The organism is Ideonella sp. FW305-24, from assembly GCF_058788035.1.
The window spans coordinates 139,537-155,525 of sequence record NZ_JBYTAI010000012.1 but is presented as its reverse complement, the minus strand read 5'-3'; the positions used below and the strand labels follow the sequence as shown (position 1 = coordinate 155,525).

The following is a 15,989-nucleotide window of genomic DNA, read 5'->3' as shown; positions in this document are numbered from 1 at the left end:
AGTTGTTCCAACTTCTTTGTTGAGGTCGTCTGACCGTTCATCGTAGGCGCAAAGGCCGGCCTCTTTTTTTTGAGAGTCCCTCATATTGAGGATAATTTTTTGCGGCGGAGCCTCGTTTGCTCTGCTGTATTTACATGTCAGGGAGCGATAGGAGGTTGTCCGTCTTGCGCCCGTCTGCCACGGTCTGGACGTATTTGATGCGCCCGTTGCTGTGAACGTGCACCCAGGCGCCTTTGAGCTGCGGATTGCGGTCCGGGCACCAAACGGATTCGTTCCCGTTGGCTTCGATGTACGCGACCATTTGCTCGCGCGTGCTGTAGCCCTTCTCGCTGGTGTCTCTGCCGTTTTCGAACTTCACCCACCACAGATGGCTGATGTGTTCGTGCCCGCTGCCGCCGCTCATGCGCTTGCCGGTGCATTTGATGGTCGTCGTCTTGGTGATCGTGGTCATGCTGGGTTCCCAAAAGGTTTGAGGACGCGCCAACCATCGTGTTCGGTGTAGGCGCATTTGTAGTCTGCTCAGTCAGAACCCTCTTGTCAAGCAGAAAAAATGCGTCTACTCTGAACTTGTGGCGACCAAGGGGGTCGCTGTCGCTGCTTGCTTGGATGTCTTGGTCCAAGCCGGGCACCTGCCACCTACCAAGCGCATGGAGCCAAGGCCTTGATGTCTAAGGCCTGGCTTCAGCAATCAGGAGAGAGCCGTTGACCACCCCACTAGGACAGAAGATCCGCACTGAAAGAAAGCGGCTGAAGCTCACATTGGACGAGCTTGCCCAGAAGACGGAGTCCAGCAAGAGCTACATCTGGGAGCTTGAAAACCGACCGGTCGTCAGGCCGTCGGCAGAAAAGATCAGCAAGATTGCGGAGGTCTTTGGCGTCACCGTCGAATTTCTGCTCGACGACGAGAAGCAGACCCCGACAGAATCCGATGCTGACAAAGCCTTCTTTCGCCGTATCGGACAGCTTGATCCTGCGAAGCGGGCTCAGCTAGAAAAATTTCTGAAGGCGATAGACGATGACTGAACCAACGACACCCGCAGGGTGGGGCATTCAGATGTCCAGACTCTGGATGGCGTCGGGCCAGTCATTTCCCGTGGACGTAAAGCTACTTGCCCTTGAGGTAACGCCTCAGCGCTTTTCTGATCCGGTCGGCTTGATCAAGCCGCACGGCGTGCCAGGGATCGATGGCATGCTTTCTCGGCGTAGGAGAGGAGACTGGTGCATCTCATACGATGAAGGTGTCACAGTCCCGGGTCGGATCAACTTCACCTTGGCTCACGAACTGGGCCATTATTTTTGCCATCGCGCGCTGCACGAGCAGTTCAGCTGCGCTCAGGGAGCGATGCTCGATTACCAGGGGGATGTCTCGCGACGCATGGAGCGCGAAGCAAATGTCTTCGCGTCCTTTCTACTCATGCCGGCGAACGATTTCCGGCAGCAGATTGAAGGGCAGGCAATCACGCTGGAGCTTCTTGGTGAGGTCGCGAATCGCTACGGCACCTCTTTCACCGCGACTGCTCTCAGGTGGTTGGAGATCACCCATGAGGCTGCAATACTTGTGGTGACCCGGGACGAGTTTGTGTGCTGGTCTTATCCCAGCAAATCGGCGTCAAATCGGTCCGCCTATCTACCGCCAGGCACGCCGGTCCCTCAATCAGCCATCGCGCGCTCAATGGCTGCCGAGGGGCAAACCAAGAACAGTCGGTGCAGCGTTTCTGCTGGCATTTGGCATTCCTCGCTAGAGGCTGAAGAGTCTGTGATCGTATCCGATCAGTTCGAATTGACCATTTTCCTCGTGCGTTATCCCGAAGCAAGTCTTGTCTTGCATGAAGAGGAGCCGACAGTTGACGCTTTTGATCAAGTGTTGGAGGGGACTATCGGTTTCGGCCGGTCTGCGTAAAGGCCTGAATTTCGTGGGCAGGCGCTGGGCAACTGATGCTCACGCCAGGCGCCGCCCGTTCGGTCGATTAAGTTGGAGTGCTGCGTTACTATGGCGACACTTTTACTCTCCATGCTTGCTGTATGACCTCAATTCAAGAACTGATCGCTCAGCGGGACGCACTGGCTCGCCAAATCGAACAGGCGCAGCGTGGTGCTCGAGCGGACGCAATCAGCAAGGTGAAATCGCTCATGTCCGAATATGGGCTGACGGTGGATGACCTTGCGACGCGTGCGCCCTCAGGCAAGCCCGCTAAAGAGTCCAAGTCCAAGGTCGCGGCCAAATATCGGAATAGCGCGACTGGCGAAACCTGGTCCGGCAGAGGCTTGAAGCCGCGCTGGCTCAGCAGCGCGCTTGCCGCGGGGAAGACCTTGGAGGATTTCGCGGTTTAAGCGCTGGGTGCGGCGCCGTATGTCTTCGGTACAAGCCGCGCATCGCGGCCCGCGTTCACATTGACCAGGTCGGCAGAGTGGCTCTTTGGCAACACTAAAAACTTGCACAAATCCTTGCACACTCTTTCTGACTTGGAAAATTTCACTATATAAATCAACAAGTTACATCAGACTCGGGTGACTTAAAATCCGCCGCCGTAAAAGGCGTACGGGTTCAAGTCCCGTTCCGGGTACCACGCAGGCGGCTGGCTTTCCGGCATGCTCAGAGCGTGATGTTCTCGACTGGCTCGAAGAGCCCGAGTTGCTCTCGTGCGAGGCGAGCCAGCACCGTGGTGTCGCCGGTCGATTGAAGCCGCACCTGGCCCTTGTTCCCGCTGTCGGCTGCCCGTTCCGGATGGCGCGCCACCCAGAGGTTCAAGGCCTGCCGAGCAACGGCGTCTGCCGTGTCCAGCAACTGCACTTCGGGGCCCAGCCGCTGTGCGATGCGCTCGGCGACGAACGGATAGTGCGTGCAGCCTAGCACTGCGGTGTCGACCTCGGCCTGGCGCAGTTCTGCGCAGTAGAGGTCCAGCAACTGGTCGACCTGTTCGCAGCCGATTTCGCCTTGCTCGATGGCGGCTGCCAGCCCGCGGCAAGCGACCCCGAGGATCTTGCAGTCATTCGCGTAGCGGGCCAGCAGGCTGGCAAAACGTTCGCTGGCCAGTGTTGACGGCGTGGCCATCACGCCCACCCTGCGGTTGCGGCTCAGCGCGACGGCAGGCTTCACGCCGGGTTCCACGCCCACCAGGTCCAGCGTGGGGTGCCGCTGGCGCAAGGTGTCAATGGCCCAGGCCGTTGCAGTGTTGCAAGCAATGACGATCAGGCCTGCACCCTGATCAATCAGGTGCTGGGTGACTTTCAGTGAGCGTTCGACGACGTGCGCCGGATTGCGGTCACCGTAGGGCGCATGGCCTGAATCGGCGGTGTAAAGCAGCGGCAGCGCGGGCTGGCGTTGGCGCAGTGCGCGCAACACCGAAAGGCCGCCCACGCCGGAGTCGAAAACGCCGATCAGTCGGCTGTTCGGAGCAGGATGGTTCATGGAGGTCGCAAGTCTAGCGGGGAGGGGCAGGCCTTGTTCCGGCCTGACAGGCTGCTTGCAATCTGTTCACGGCAGGGCTTTGGATTTTGCTGCCCTTGTGTCTAAAATAGCACGATCGTTCGTTTTATCCGGCGAGCGTTTCAGATCGCCTCGCTGTAGCTGTTCCCGATGGCGTGCCACCTGCGCCGCCATAGAATTCCCCGTTTACGTAAACGTCAATCAAACCGACAGATCCGACAGGAGCAACGCGATATGAAGGTACTCGTCCCCGTGAAACGGGTGGTGGACTACAACGTCAAGGTCCGCGTGAAGAGCGACGGCACAGGCGTGGACATAGCCAACGTCAAGATGAGCATGAACCCGTTCGACGAGATTGCCGTCGAAGAGGCTGTGCGCCTGAAGGAGAAGGGCCTGGTGACCGAGGTCATCGCCGTGTCCTGTGGCGTCACCCAGTGCCAGGAAACCCTGCGTACCGCGATGGCCATCGGTGCCGACCGGGCCATCCTGGTCGAAACCAGCGAGGAACTGCAGCCGCTGGCGGTGGCCAAGCTGCTCAAGGCCCTGGTCGACAAGGAACAGCCCAGCTTGGTGATCCTGGGCAAGCAGGCCATCGATGACGACTGCAACCAGACCGGCCAGATGCTGGCGGCGCTGGCCGACCTGCCGCAGGCCACCTTCGCCTCCAAGGTCGAGCTGAGCGCAGACTCGGTGTCCGTCACCCGCGAGGTGGACGGTGGCGGAGAGACGCTGAAGCTCTCGCTGCCCGCGGTCATCACCACTGACCTGCGCCTGAACGAGCCGCGCTACGTCACGCTGCCCAACATCATGAAGGCCAAGAAGAAGCAGCTCGACGTGCTCAAGCCGGCTGACCTGGGCGTGGACGTGACGCCGCGCATCAAGACCCTGAAGGTCTCCGAGCCGCCCAAGCGCGGCGCGGGCGTGAAGGTGCCGGACGTTGCGGCGCTGGTGAACAAGCTGAAGAACGAAGCGAAGGTGATCTGACCATGACGACGCTTGTCATTGCCGAACACGACCACGGCAGCCTCAAGGGTGCCACCCTGAACACCGTCACCGCCGCCGTGCAGATCGGTGGCGACGTGCACGTGCTGATCGCCGGCAGCAATGCCGGTGGCGCCGCAGCGGCCGCAGCGCAGATCGCCGGTGTGGCCAAGGTCCTGCAGGCCGACGCGCCGCACCTGGGCGAACAGCTGGGCGAAGACATTGCAGCCCAGGTGCTCGCCATCGCCAGCAGCTACAGCCACATCTTCTTCCCCGCCACCGCGCACGGCAAGAACGTCGCCCCGCGCGTGGCCGCCAAGCTGGACGTGGGCCAGCTCAGCGACATCACCAAGGTGATCAGCGCCGACACCTTCGAGCGCCCGATCTACGCCGGCAACGCGATTGCCACCGTGCAGACCGCCGACGCGACCAAGGTCGCCACCGTGCGCAGCACCGGCTTTGACGCTGCGGCGACCGGCGGCTCGGCAGCGGTGGAGGCCATCACCGCAGTCGCGCCGAACGGCAAGTCCAGCTTCGTCGGCCGCGAGGTCACCAAGAGCGACCGGCCCGAACTCACCGCCGCGAAGATCATCGTCTCCGGCGGCCGGGCGATGGGCAGCAGCGACAAGTTCAACGAGGTGCTGACGCCGCTGGCCGACAAGCTGGGCGCAGCCCTGGGCGCCAGCCGCGCCGCGGTGGACGCCGGCTACGCGCCCAACGACTGGCAAGTCGGCCAGACCGGCAAGATCGTGGCACCCAGCCTGTACATCGCCTGCGGCATCTCCGGCGCGATCCAGCACCTGGCCGGCATGAAGGACTCCAAGGTGATCGTGGCGATCAACAAGGACCCGGAGGCGCCGATCTTCAGCGTGGCGGACTATGGGCTGGAAGCCGATCTGTTTGTTGCGGTGCCTGAGTTGATCAAGGCCCTTTGACCCATGGCTTGCCGGTGCGGCACGCACTGGCGGCTTTGCCCAGAGGCGCCCTTGATGGCGCCTTTTTTCCGACCGGAGACAAGCCCAATGACCTATCGCGCTCCCGTGAAGGACATGTTGTTCGCGATGAAGGAACTCGCGAACATCGAGGCCGTGGCGCAACTGCCCGGCTTCGAGGACGCTGGTTTCGACACCGCGCAGGCGGTGCTCGAAGAATGCGCCAAGCTCAACGAAGATGTGATCGCCCCCCTGAACTGGGAAGGCGATCTGCACCCTTCGTGGTTCGAGGGCGGTGAGGTGCGCGCCACCAAAGGCTTCAAGCAAGCCTTCCAGCAGTTTGCGCAAGGGGGCTGGCAGGGCTTGCATCACCCGGCGGACTTTGGCGGTCAGGGCCTGCCCAAGCTGATCCACGCGGCCTGCATCGAGATGACCAATGCGGCCAACACCAGCTTCGCACTGTGCCCGCTGCTGACCGATGGCGCGATCGAAGCACTGCTGACGGCGGGCACCGAAGAACAGCGCAGCACCTACATCCCCAAGCTGATCGACGGCAGCTGGACGGGCACGATGAACCTGACCGAGCCGCAGGCCGGGTCGGACCTGGCGGCGGTGCGCAGCCGCGCCGAGCCGCAGGCGGACGGCAGCTACAAGGTCTTTGGCACCAAGATCTTCATCACCTGGGGTGAGCATGACATGGCCGAGAACATCGTCCATCTGGTGCTAGCCCGTGTCACCGGCGCACCCGAAGGCGTGAAGGGCATCTCGCTGTTCATCGTGCCCAAGTTCATGGTGAATGCGGACGGTTCGTTGGGCGCTCGCAATGACGTGCACTGCGTCAGCATCGAACACAAGCTGGGCATCAAGGCCAGCCCGACCGCCGTGCTGCAGTACGGCGACAACGGTGGCGCCATCGGCTACCTTGTGGGCCAGGAAAACCGTGGCCTGGAGTACATGTTCATCATGATGAACGCGGCCCGCTTCGGCGTGGGCATGCAGGGCATCGGCGTGGCAGACCGTGCCTACCAGCGCGCGGTGGCCTATGCGCGCGACCGCGTGCAGTCGCGCCCGGTCGACGGTTCGCTGCCTGGCGCCGCGCCCATCATCCATCACCCTGACGTGCGCCGCATGCTGATGACGATGCGCGCCTACACAGAGGGCTGCAGGGCGATGGCGCTGGTCGCGGCTGCAGCCTCGGACGCTGCGCACGCGCACCCTGACGCGGAAGTCCGCAAGCAGAACGCCGCCTTCTATGAATTCATGGTGCCGCTGATCAAGGGCTATTCCACCGAGATGAGCATCGACGTGGCCAGCCTGGGCGTGCAGGTGCACGGCGGCATGGGCTTCATCGAAGAGACCGGTGCGGCCCAGCACTACCGCGATGCCAAGATCCTGACCATCTACGAAGGCACGACGGCGATCCAGGCCAACGATCTGGTTGGCCGCAAGACCTCGCGCGACGGCGGCGCCACCGCGCGAGCTGTCGCCGCGCAGGTCGCTGTCACCGAGCAGCAACTGGCACAGCAAGACAGCGCCGCAGCGCGGTCCTTCGCCAAGCGACTGGGTGCGGCGCGCGAGGCATTCCTGCAGGTGGTGGACTTTGTCGTGGCCCACACGCGCAGCAACCCGAACGCGGTGTTCGCCGGCAGCGTCAACTACCTGATGCTGGCGGGCAACCTGGTGGCAGGCTGGCAGATGGGCCGCGCGCTGCTGGCTGCCGAAGCAGGCCTGGCGGCAGGCACTGACTCCGACTTCATGGCGGCCAAGATCGCCACCGCGCGCTTCTACGCCGACCACATCCTGACCCAGGTGCCCGGCCTGCGCGACCGCATCGTCGATGGCGCAGACGCCGTCACCGCCCTTGCCCTGGAGGCTTTCTGATGGCTTTGCCTGCTGTTTTCGCGAACCTGTCGCTGCCGGTCATCGGCTCGCCGCTGTTCATCATCTCCAACCCCAAGCTGGTCATCGAGCAGTGCAAGGTCGGTGTCGTCGGCTCGATGCCGGCGCTCAACGCCCGCCCTGCCGAGCAACTGGAGGACTGGCTGGCCGAGATCACCGAGACCCTGGCCGCCTACGACCGCGCCAACCCGGACAAGCCCGCCGCGCCGTTCGCGATCAACCAGATCGTGCACAAGAGCAATGACCGGCTGGACCATGACATGGCGATGTGCGCCAAGTTCAAGGTGCCCCTGGTCATTACCTCGCTGGGCGCGCGCACCGATGTGAATGACGCGGTGCACAGCTGGGGTGGCGTGGTGATGCACGACATCATCAACAACGCCTTTGCGCACAAGGCCATCGAGAAAGGCGCGGACGGCCTGGTGGCGGTGGCCGCTGGTGCTGGCGGCCATGCCGGCGTGAAGAGCCCGTTTGCGCTGATCCAGGAAATCCGCCAGTGGTTCGACGGCCCGCTGGCCCTTTCCGGCGCCATTGCGTCGGGTGGTGCCATCCTCGCGGCGCAAGCCATGGGGGCCGACTTTGCCTACATCGGTTCGGCCTTCATCGCCACCGATGAAGCGCGCGCGGCCGATGCCTACAAGCAGGCCATCGTCGACGGCAGCAGCGATGACATCGTCTACAGCAACCTGTTCACCGGCGTGCACGGCAACTATCTGGCGCCTTCCATCGTCGCGGCTGGCCTGGACCCGGCGAACCTGCCGGAAAGCGACCCGTCCAAGATGAACTTCGGCGGCGATGCGAAGAAGGCCTGGAAGGACATCTGGGGCTGCGGCCAGGGCATTGGGGCGATCGACAAGGTGCAGCCGACCGCCGAGCTGGTGGCCCGCTTCAAGCGCGAGTACGACACGGCGCGTGCGCGCCTGCAGCTCTCGGCACGGTGACGGGCATCGCCTCAGCGCGCCAGGTCAGTCTCAGGTGGCGCTGACCGCCAGGTCTGCATCGCAGCCGCTGGCCGCCGAAATCCATCGCCGTGCCAGCCGGCTCAGCAGCTTTGCGGCCGGTTCGGGCAGCCAGTGCAGCACCTGGCGCGGTGCGGCGACCATGCCGCAGCGGTAGAGCCCGGCATCGGCCTGCCACTGCAAGGCCAGGCAAGCGCCTTGGCGTTTGCCGCTCACCAGCATGCCAAGCGGGCAGGGTGCCCAGGCGCAACAAACGCCGCAGCCATTGCAGGCCTGGCCAACGGCCGGTTTGGGCGGTGCTTCCAGTTGCAGGCGGATCACGCGCTGGACAAACGGCGCGGCGGGTGGCGGGTGAACCATGCCGCCAGTTTCTGCCGGCGCCGCACTGGCCAAAATGCCGAACACCCCCTTTTTGCCAGTGCTGTTATCCCCCGATGGAGGCTGTGACTTCCGCGGCGCAGCAGTAAGCTTCGTATTGCAAGCGGCGCACAGATACCTCCTTGCCACGTAGTTTTGCTTAGCCTAGGTCAAAGCAAGGGTGTTAGAGTGCCGCCTCTTATCCGATCCTTCTGTGTCCCCTTGCTGGTCGCTTCCACGGCAGCAAGGCGGATCGCAATCCGCCAAACGGTCTAGCCGGGCCGCGGAAGGTTGATCAACCCATCGGAGCTCTGGAAACCGGAGCGAAAGGTGAGCGAAACATGATGCAGCAATACGGGGCGAACTCGTACCTGTTTGGAGGCAATGCGCCGTACGTCGAAGAGATGTACGAGGCCTACCTCGACAACCCGGGCTCCGTGCCCGACAACTGGCGCCAGTACTTCGACGCGTTGCAAAACGTGCCGGCAGCCGATGGCTCCGACAGCCGCGACGTGCCCCACGCGCCGGTGATCGAATCCTTTGCGCAGCGCGCCAAGTCGAACGCTTTCGCCGTCAAGGCCAGCTCGACCGACCTGGCCGTCGCCCGCAAGCAGGTGCACGTCCAGTCGCTCATCTCGGCTTACCGCTTCCTCGGCTCCCGCTGGGCCGACCTGGATCCGCTCAAGCGCACCGAGCGGCCCAAGATTCCCGAACTGGAACCGGCGTTCTATGACCTGAGCGAGTCCGACATGGACATCACGTTCAGCGCCACGAACACCTATTTCAGCAAGGCTGAACACATGACTCTGCGCGAGATCATGCAAGCCTTGCGCGAGACTTATTGCGGCTCGGTGGGTGCGGAAATCATGCACTGCACCGACCCGACCGAAAAGCGTTGGTGGCATGAGCGCCTGGAAACGGCGCGCAGCAAGCCCAGTTTCAGCCCCGAGAAGCGCACCCACATCCTCGATCGCCTGACCGCGGCCGAAGGCCTGGAACGCTACCTGCACACCAAGTACGTCGGCCAGAAGCGCTTCTCGCTGGAAGGCGGCGAAAGCTTCATCGCCTCGATGGACGAACTGGTGCAGCGCGCCGGTGAAAAAGGCGTGCAGGAAATCGTCATCGGCATGGCCCACCGTGGCCGCCTGAACGTGCTGGTCAACACCCTGGGCAAGGCGCCCAAGGACCTGTTCTCCGAGTTCGACCACACGGCGCCGGAAGATCTGCCTTCCGGCGACGTGAAGTACCACCAGGGTTTCTCCAGCGACGTTTCGACGCCTGGTGGCCCGGTCCACCTGAGCCTGTCGTTCAACCCGTCTCACCTGGAAATCGTCAACCCGGTGGTCGAGGGCTCGGTCAAGGCCCGCATGGACCGCCGCGGCGACAAGGTCGGCAGCCAAGTGCTGCCGGTGCTGGTGCACGGCGACGCGGCCTTTGCCGGCCAGGGCGTGGTGATGGAAACGCTGGCGCTGGCGCAAACCCGCGGTTACTACACCGGCGGCACGCTGCACATCGTCATCAACAACCAGATCGGCTTCACGACCAGCGACCCGCGCGACACTCGCTCGACGCTGTACTGCTCCGACGTGGTCAAGATGATCGAGGCGCCGGTGCTGCACGTGAACGGCGACGATCCTGACGCCGTCGTCTGGTGCACGCAGCTGGCGATGGACTACCGCCAGCAGTTCAAGAAGGACGTGGTCGTCGACATCATCTGCTTCCGCAAGCTGGGCCACAACGAGCAGGACACGCCTGCCCTGACCCAGCCGCTGATGTACAAGACCATTGCCAAGCACCCGGGCACGCGCAAGCTGTTCGGTGACAAGCTGGTGGCGCAGGGCGTGCTGCCGCCCGAAGGCCCGGACGACATGGTCAAGGCCTTCCGTGCCGCGATGGATGCCGGCAAGCACACGGTGGATCCGGTGCTGACCGACTTCAAGAGCAAGTACGCGGTCGACTGGTCGCCCTTCCTCGGCAAGAAGTGGACCGACGCAGCCGACACCGCGCTGCCGCTGGCCGAGATCAAGCGCCTGGCTGAGCGTGTCACCACCATCCCTTCCAACTTCAAGCTGCACCCGCTGGTGGAGAAGGTGATTGCCGACCGCGCTGCCATGGGCCGTGGCGACGTGAACATCGACTGGGGCATGGGCGAACACCTGGCCTATGCGTCGCTGGTCGCGTCGGGCTACCCGATCCGCCTGTCGGGCGAAGACAGCGGCCGCGGCACCTTCGTGCACCGCCATGCCGTGCTGCACGACCAGAACCGCGAGCGCTTCGACGAAGGCATCTACATCCCGCTGCAGAACGTGGCCGAGAACCAGGCCCCGTTTGTCGTCATCGACTCCATCCTGTCTGAAGAGGCAGTGCTTGGCTTCGAATACGGCTACGCCGCTGCCGAACCGAACACGCTGACCATCTGGGAAGGCCAGTTCGGCGACTTCGTCAACGGCGCGCAGGTCGTGATCGACCAGTTCATCGCCTCTGGCGAAGTGAAGTGGGGCCGGGCCAATGGCCTGGTGCTGATGCTGCCGCACGGCTATGAAGGCCAGGGCCCGGAGCACAGCTCGGCGCGCCTGGAGCGCTTCATGCAGCTCTCGGCCGACAACAACATGCAGGTGGTGCAGCCGACGACGGCCAGCCAGATCTTCCACCTGCTGCGCAGGCAGATGGTGCGGCAGTTCCGCAAGCCGCTGATCATCATGACGCCGAAGTCGCTGCTGCGGAACAAGGAAGCGACCTCGCCGCTGTCCGAGTTCACCAAGGGCGAATTCCGCACCGTGATCCCGGACGCCGCGGCCGACATCGACAACGCCAAGGTCAAGCGCGTGATCGCCTGCTCGGGCAAGGTCTATTACGACCTGGTCAAGAAGCGCGAAGAGAAGAGGGCCACCGACGTGGTGATCCTGCGCGTCGAGCAGCTCTATCCGTTCCCGCACAAGGCCTTCGCGACCGAGATCAAGAAGTACCCGAACGCGACGGAAATCGTGTGGTGCCAGGACGAGCCGCAAAACCAGGGCGCCTGGTTCTTCGTGCAGCACTACATCCACGAGAACATGCTCGACGGCCAGAAGCTGGGTTACGCCGGCCGCCCGGCCTCGGCATCGCCGGCTGTCGGCTACGCCCACCTGCACCAGGAGCAGCTCAAGGCGCTGTTGGACCAGGCCTTCGGCAAGCTCAAGGGCTTTGTGCTCTCGAAATAAGCCTGTCGTCCACAGACCTCATCCAGCCGTTCAGGCTCAACGTCCTCAGACACAGTCCAGGCCAACGCGCGCAGGTGCCGCCCTCCGGGGCACCTGCTGCGCCAGCCTCACAGCGGTGCTGGCGAAGGTCGCATCCGGTGACCAACCCCATCCCCGCACCCAACGAACAACATCATGGCAATCGTAGAAGTCAAGGTTCCGCAGCTGTCCGAGTCAGTGGCCGAGGCCACCCTGCTGCAATGGAAGAAGAAGCCCGGCGATGCCGTGGCGATCGATGAAATCCTGATCGAGATCGAGACCGACAAGGTCGTGCTCGAAGTGCCGGCGCCTTCCGCCGGCGTGCTGAAGACACTGGTGGTGGCCGATGGCGGCACCGTGGTGGCCGACCAGGTCATCGCCCAGATCGACACCGAAGGCCAGGCCAGTGCCGCGGCACCGGCGCCCGCCGCCGCTGCAGTTCCTGCGCCGGCCGCTGCATCCGCACCGGCACCCGCTGCTGGCGGTTCCAAGTCCGACGTGGCGATGCCTGCTGCCGCCAAGCTGATGGCCGACAACAACTTGGCCACCGGCTCGGTGCCGGGCACGGGCAAGGATGGCCGCATCACCAAGGGCGACGTGCTCGGCGCTGTGGCCGGCGGCGCTGCCAAGCCGGTGGCTGCACCGGTTGCCGTGCCCGCTTCGGCAGCCGTGGCCAAGCCGCTGCCCGCAGTGGCCGCACCGGTCCAGCAGAACCTGGGCGAGCGTGCCGAGCAGCGCGTGCCGATGTCGCGCCTGCGTGCCCGCATTGCCGAGCGCCTGCTGCAGTCGCAAGCCACCAACGCCATCCTGACCACGTTCAACGAAGTGAACATGGCCCCGGTGATGGACATGCGCAAGAAGTTCCAGGACAAGTTCGAGAAGGAACACGGCGTCAAGCTGGGCTTCATGAGCTTCTTCGTCAAGGCGGCGGTGCATGCGCTCAAGAAGTACCCGGTCATCAACGCCTCGGTCGACGGCAATGACATCGTCTACCACGGCTACTTCGACATCGGCATCGCCGTCGGTTCGCCGCGCGGTTTGGTCGTGCCCGTGATCCGCAACGCGGACCAGCTGACCTTCGCCGAGATCGAGAAGACCATCGCGCAGTTCGGCCAGAAGGCCAAGGACGGCAAGCTGGGCCTGGAAGAACTGACCGGCGGCACCTTCTCCATCTCCAATGGCGGCACCTTCGGCTCCATGCTGTCGACGCCCATCATCAACCCGCCGCAGTCGGCCATCCTGGGCGTGCATGCGACCAAGGACCGCGCGGTGGTGGAGAACGGCCAGATCGTGATCCGCCCGATGAACTACCTGGCGATGTCTTACGACCACCGCATCATCGACGGCCGCGAAGCCGTGCTGGGCCTGGTTGCGATGAAGGAAGCGCTGGAAGATCCCGCGCGTCTTTTGTTCGACATCTGATCGCCTTCCTCCGGAACGATCCAACGCCCCCAGGCTCGCGCCGGGGGCGTTTTGCCAAGACCTGACAGGAACCTCATTCAATGTCCAAGCAATTTGACGTCGTCGTGATCGGCGGCGGCCCTGGCGGCTACATCGCGGCGATCCGCGCAGCGCAGCTGGGTTTCAACACCGCCTGCATCGACGAGTGGAAAAACGACAAGGGCGGCCCTGCGCCCGGCGGCACCTGCACCAACGTCGGCTGCATCCCGTCCAAGGCGCTGCTGCAGTCCAGCGAGCATTTCGACCATGCCGGCCACGCCTTTGCAGATCACGGCATCTCGGTCAGCGACCTGAAGATCGACATCGCCAAGATGATCGGTCGCAAGGACGCGGTCGTGAAGCAGAACAACGACGGCATCCTGTACCTGTTCAAGAAGAACAAGGTCAGCTTCTTCCACGGCCGCGGCTCGTTCGTCGCAGCCAAGGACGGTGGCTACGAGATCAAGGTCGCTGGCGCTGCTGAAGAGACGCTGCAGGCCAAGCAGGTGATCGTCGCCACTGGCTCGAACCCGCGCCAGCTGCCCGGCGCCGAGTTCGATGAATCGCTGATCCTGTCCAACGACGGCGCGCTGCGCATTCCCGCGGTGCCGAAGAAGCTGGGCGTGATCGGCTCCGGTGTCATCGGCCTGGAAATGGGCTCGGTCTGGCGCCGGCTGGGTGCCGAGGTCACCATCCTCGAAGCGTTGCCGGCCTTCCTGGGCGCAGCCGACGAAAGCGTGGCCAAGGAAGCGGCCAAGGTCTTCAAGAAGCAGAACCTGAACATTGAACTGGGCGTGAAGATCAGCTCGGTGACCAAGGCCGCTGACAGCGTGACCGTGGCCTACACCGATGCCAAGGGTGCCGAGCAGTCGTTGGTGGTGGACAAGCTGATCGTCTCGATCGGCCGCGTCGCCAACACCATCGGCCTGAATCCGGAAGCCGTGGGCCTGAAGCTGGACGAACGCGGCATGGTGGTGGTCGACGGCGACTGCAAGACGAACCTGCCGGGCGTCTGGGCCATTGGCGACGTGGTGCGCGGCCCCATGCTGGCCCACAAGGCCGAGGAAGAAGGCGTGGCAGTGGCCGAACGCATTGCCGGCCAGCATGGCCACGTCAACTTCAACACCGTGCCGTGGGTGATCTACACCAGCCCGGAAATTGCCTGGGTCGGCAAGACTGAGCAGCAGCTGAAGGCGGACGGTGTGGCCTACAAGGCCGGCCAGTTCCCGTTCCTGGCCAACGGCCGGGCGCGTGCACTGGGCGACACAACCGGTTTCGTCAAGTTCCTGGCGGACGCCAAGACCGACGAGATCCTGGGCGTGCACATCATCGGCCCGATGGCCTCGGAGCTGATCTCCGAAGCCGTGGTGGCGATGGAGTTCAAGGCCTCGGCCGAAGACATCGCGCGCATCTGCCATGCCCACCCGTCGCTCAGCGAGGCGACCAAGGAAGCCGCGCTGGCGGTGGACAAGCGCACGTTGAACTTCTGACCGGGCAGCGCTGACTGCGCAAGCCCCCGGCCCGCCCGCCTGCCAAGGCCGGCGGGCCTTTTCAATCCTCATCTCCTCTCCGGTTGTCCTCGCCATGACTGTTCGCCAGCTGTATGCGCAATTGCTCGAAGAGCGCGGCTTCCGCGCCGATGAGGCCCAGCTGCGCGCGATCGACGCGCTGGAGCGTTGCGAGAACGAATGGGCCGACTACAAGGGCCGGCGCAGCAATGCGCTGACCAAGATGCTGGTGCGCCCGCCGATCCCGCGCGGCGTCTACATGTACGGCGGCGTGGGCCGCGGCAAGAGCTTCCTGATGGACTGCTTCTTCCAGTCCGTGCCGCTGACCCGCAAGACGCGCCTGCACTTCCATGAGTTCATGCGCGAGGTGCACCGTGAGCTGCAGGATCTCAAGGGCCTGCAGAACCCGCTGCAGGAGCTGGGCCGGCGCATTGCCCGACGCTACCGGCTGATCTGCTTCGATGAATTCCACGTGGCAGACGTGACCGACGCGATGATCCTGCACCGGTTGCTGGAATCGCTGTTCGAGAACCGGGTCTCCATCGTCACGACCTCGAACTTCAAGCCCGACGAGCTGTACCCCAACGGGCTGCACCGTGATCGCATCCTGCCGGCCATCGAATTGCTGAAGGACAAGCTGGAGGTCATCAACGTCGACGCCGGAACCGACTATCGGCAGCGCACGCTGGAGCATCTGGCGCTGTACCACACGCCGCTGGACGCGTCGGCAGAAGCCGCGATGAAGCAGACCTTCGACGAACTGGCCGAGGCCAAGGACGAGTCGCCGCTGCTGCACATCGAGCACCGCGAATTGAAGGCCAAGCGCCGCGCCGGTGGCGTGGTCTGGTTCGATTTCCAGGCCCTGTGCGGCGGCCCGCGTTCGCAGAACGACTACCTGGAACTGGCCACCCAGTTCCACACCTTGCTGCTCTCGGGGGTGCCGAAGATGCCGCCCCGGCTGGCCTCGGAAGCGCGCCGCTTCACCTGGTTGGTCGATGTGCTGTACGACCGCCGCGTCAAGCTCATCATCTCGGCCGAAGTGCCCGCCGAAGACCTCTACAACGAAGGCCCGCTGGCCCACGAATTCCCCCGCACCGTCTCCCGCCTGCACGAGATGCGCTCGCAGGAATACCTGTCCCTCGAGCGCCGGAACGTCGATACATCATTGACTTGAGCCAGATTGACTTGGTCGAGCTTGATAGGAGTCGCAGCAGCAACGCAGATCGGAGCGAAGCGCAGCCGGCGCCGGGCCGCCCCAAGGCGGCTGC

14 protein-coding genes are annotated in these 15,989 nt (G+C 63.8%); 11 read left to right on the top strand and 3 right to left on the bottom strand.

Translation table 11 applies throughout. From position 1 onward, the window contains the following. Positions 1-130: 130 nt before the first annotated feature. Positions 131-451 carry a DUF3892 domain-containing protein gene (locus AC3WR5_RS25775; RefSeq protein ID WP_492488144.1) on the bottom strand — a complete coding sequence of 107 codons (321 nt, stop codon included), beginning with the start codon at positions 449-451 and terminating at the stop codon, positions 131-133. Positions 452-702: 251 nt separating this feature from the next. Between AC3WR5_RS25775 and AC3WR5_RS25770 the strand changes: the two genes are divergently transcribed. From AC3WR5_RS25770 to AC3WR5_RS25760, 3 genes are all read left to right on the top strand, one after another. Then, the gene (locus AC3WR5_RS25770; RefSeq protein WP_492488142.1) at positions 703-1,023 is read left to right on the top strand and encodes a helix-turn-helix domain-containing protein; all 321 of its coding nucleotides are present in this window, start codon (positions 703-705) and stop codon (positions 1,021-1,023) included. Next, positions 1,016-1,900: an ImmA/IrrE family metallo-endopeptidase gene (locus AC3WR5_RS25765; RefSeq protein WP_492488140.1), complete on the top strand. Its 885-nt coding sequence runs from the start codon at positions 1,016-1,018 to the stop codon at positions 1,898-1,900. Before AC3WR5_RS25770 ends, AC3WR5_RS25765 begins: the two co-directional genes overlap by 8 nt. Positions 1,901-2,022: 122 nt before the next feature. Further along, positions 2,023-2,331 (top strand): H-NS histone family protein, encoded by a 309-nt coding sequence (locus AC3WR5_RS25760; protein WP_492488138.1) that lies wholly within the window; start codon positions 2,023-2,025, stop codon positions 2,329-2,331. Positions 2,332-2,593: 262 nt separating this feature from the next. Here AC3WR5_RS25760 and murI read toward each other — a convergent pair whose 3' ends face one another. After that, entirely contained in the window at positions 2,594-3,409 is an 816-nt protein-coding gene (murI, locus tag AC3WR5_RS25755; RefSeq protein ID WP_492488137.1) for a glutamate racemase, read from the bottom strand. Positions 3,410-3,661: 252 nt separating this feature from the next. Between murI and AC3WR5_RS25750 the strand changes: the two genes are divergently transcribed. The 4 genes from AC3WR5_RS25750 (at position 3,662) to AC3WR5_RS25735 (ending at position 8,180) form a co-directional block, all read left to right on the top strand. Beyond that, positions 3,662-4,411 carry an electron transfer flavoprotein subunit beta/FixA family protein gene (locus AC3WR5_RS25750; protein WP_492488135.1) on the top strand — a complete coding sequence of 250 codons (750 nt, stop codon included), beginning with the start codon at positions 3,662-3,664 and terminating at the stop codon, positions 4,409-4,411. Positions 4,412-4,413: 2 nt separating this feature from the next. Continuing rightward, entirely contained in the window at positions 4,414-5,343 is a 930-nt protein-coding gene (locus tag AC3WR5_RS25745; RefSeq protein ID WP_492488133.1) for an electron transfer flavoprotein subunit alpha/FixB family protein, read from the top strand. Positions 5,344-5,430: 87 nt separating this feature from the next. Continuing rightward, positions 5,431-7,221, top strand: a complete 1,791-nt coding sequence (locus AC3WR5_RS25740) for an acyl-CoA dehydrogenase (RefSeq protein ID WP_492488131.1) — start codon at positions 5,431-5,433, stop codon at positions 7,219-7,221. After that, on the top strand, positions 7,221-8,180 hold the full coding sequence (locus tag AC3WR5_RS25735; protein WP_492488130.1) for an NAD(P)H-dependent flavin oxidoreductase: 960 nt from the start codon (positions 7,221-7,223) through the stop codon (positions 8,178-8,180). The genes AC3WR5_RS25740 and AC3WR5_RS25735 overlap by 1 nt, the downstream gene beginning before the upstream one ends. A gap of 30 nt (positions 8,181-8,210) precedes the next feature. Here AC3WR5_RS25735 and AC3WR5_RS25730 read toward each other — a convergent pair whose 3' ends face one another. Then, on the bottom strand, positions 8,211-8,558 hold the full coding sequence (locus tag AC3WR5_RS25730; protein ID WP_141285019.1) for a hypothetical protein: 348 nt from the start codon (positions 8,556-8,558) through the stop codon (positions 8,211-8,213). 338 nt (positions 8,559-8,896) lie between these two features. On the opposite strand from AC3WR5_RS25730, the gene AC3WR5_RS25725 reads away from it, so the two are divergent. The 4 genes from AC3WR5_RS25725 to zapE all read left to right on the top strand — a co-directional run bounded on the left by AC3WR5_RS25725 (position 8,897) and on the right by zapE (position 15,895). After that, complete coding sequence (locus AC3WR5_RS25725; protein WP_492488128.1) at positions 8,897-11,755, top strand: 2-oxoglutarate dehydrogenase E1 component; 2,859 nt, start codon at positions 8,897-8,899, stop codon at positions 11,753-11,755. A gap of 174 nt (positions 11,756-11,929) precedes the next feature. Beyond that, positions 11,930-13,195, top strand: a complete 1,266-nt coding sequence (gene odhB / locus AC3WR5_RS25720) for a 2-oxoglutarate dehydrogenase complex dihydrolipoyllysine-residue succinyltransferase (protein ID WP_492488126.1) — start codon at positions 11,930-11,932, stop codon at positions 13,193-13,195. 80 nt (positions 13,196-13,275) lie between these two features. Then, on the top strand, positions 13,276-14,703 hold the full coding sequence (lpdA, locus tag AC3WR5_RS25715) for a dihydrolipoyl dehydrogenase (RefSeq protein ID WP_492488124.1): 1,428 nt from the start codon (positions 13,276-13,278) through the stop codon (positions 14,701-14,703). Positions 14,704-14,797: 94 nt separating this feature from the next. Further along, positions 14,798-15,895, top strand: a complete 1,098-nt coding sequence (gene zapE, locus AC3WR5_RS25710) for a cell division protein ZapE (protein WP_492488122.1) — start codon at positions 14,798-14,800, stop codon at positions 15,893-15,895. The last annotated feature ends 94 nt before the right edge of the window (positions 15,896-15,989 follow it).

What these genes read in the sequence shown, in the direction of transcription:
- AC3WR5_RS25760 (WP_492488138.1), top strand. Translation starts at nt 2,023, where the DNA reads ATGACCTCAATTCAAGAACTGATCGCTCAGCGGGACGCACTGGCTCGC.
- AC3WR5_RS25775 (WP_492488144.1), bottom strand. Translation starts at nt 451, where the DNA reads ATGACCACGATCACCAAGACGACGACCATCAAATGCACCGGCAAGCGC.
- AC3WR5_RS25730 (WP_141285019.1), bottom strand. Translation starts at nt 8,558, where the DNA reads ATGGTTCACCCGCCACCCGCCGCGCCGTTTGTCCAGCGCGTGATCCGC.
- murI (WP_492488137.1), bottom strand. Translation starts at nt 3,409, where the DNA reads ATGAACCATCCTGCTCCGAACAGCCGACTGATCGGCGTTTTCGACTCC.
- zapE (WP_492488122.1), top strand. Translation starts at nt 14,798, where the DNA reads ATGACTGTTCGCCAGCTGTATGCGCAATTGCTCGAAGAGCGCGGCTTC.
- lpdA (WP_492488124.1), top strand. Translation starts at nt 13,276, where the DNA reads ATGTCCAAGCAATTTGACGTCGTCGTGATCGGCGGCGGCCCTGGCGGC.
- AC3WR5_RS25740 (WP_492488131.1), top strand. Translation starts at nt 5,431, where the DNA reads ATGACCTATCGCGCTCCCGTGAAGGACATGTTGTTCGCGATGAAGGAA.
- AC3WR5_RS25745 (WP_492488133.1), top strand. Translation starts at nt 4,414, where the DNA reads ATGACGACGCTTGTCATTGCCGAACACGACCACGGCAGCCTCAAGGGT.
- odhB (WP_492488126.1), top strand. Translation starts at nt 11,930, where the DNA reads ATGGCAATCGTAGAAGTCAAGGTTCCGCAGCTGTCCGAGTCAGTGGCC.
- AC3WR5_RS25765 (WP_492488140.1), top strand. Translation starts at nt 1,016, where the DNA reads ATGACTGAACCAACGACACCCGCAGGGTGGGGCATTCAGATGTCCAGA.
- AC3WR5_RS25735 (WP_492488130.1), top strand. Translation starts at nt 7,221, where the DNA reads ATGGCTTTGCCTGCTGTTTTCGCGAACCTGTCGCTGCCGGTCATCGGC.
- AC3WR5_RS25750 (WP_492488135.1), top strand. Translation starts at nt 3,662, where the DNA reads ATGAAGGTACTCGTCCCCGTGAAACGGGTGGTGGACTACAACGTCAAG.
- AC3WR5_RS25725 (WP_492488128.1), top strand. Translation starts at nt 8,897, where the DNA reads ATGATGCAGCAATACGGGGCGAACTCGTACCTGTTTGGAGGCAATGCG.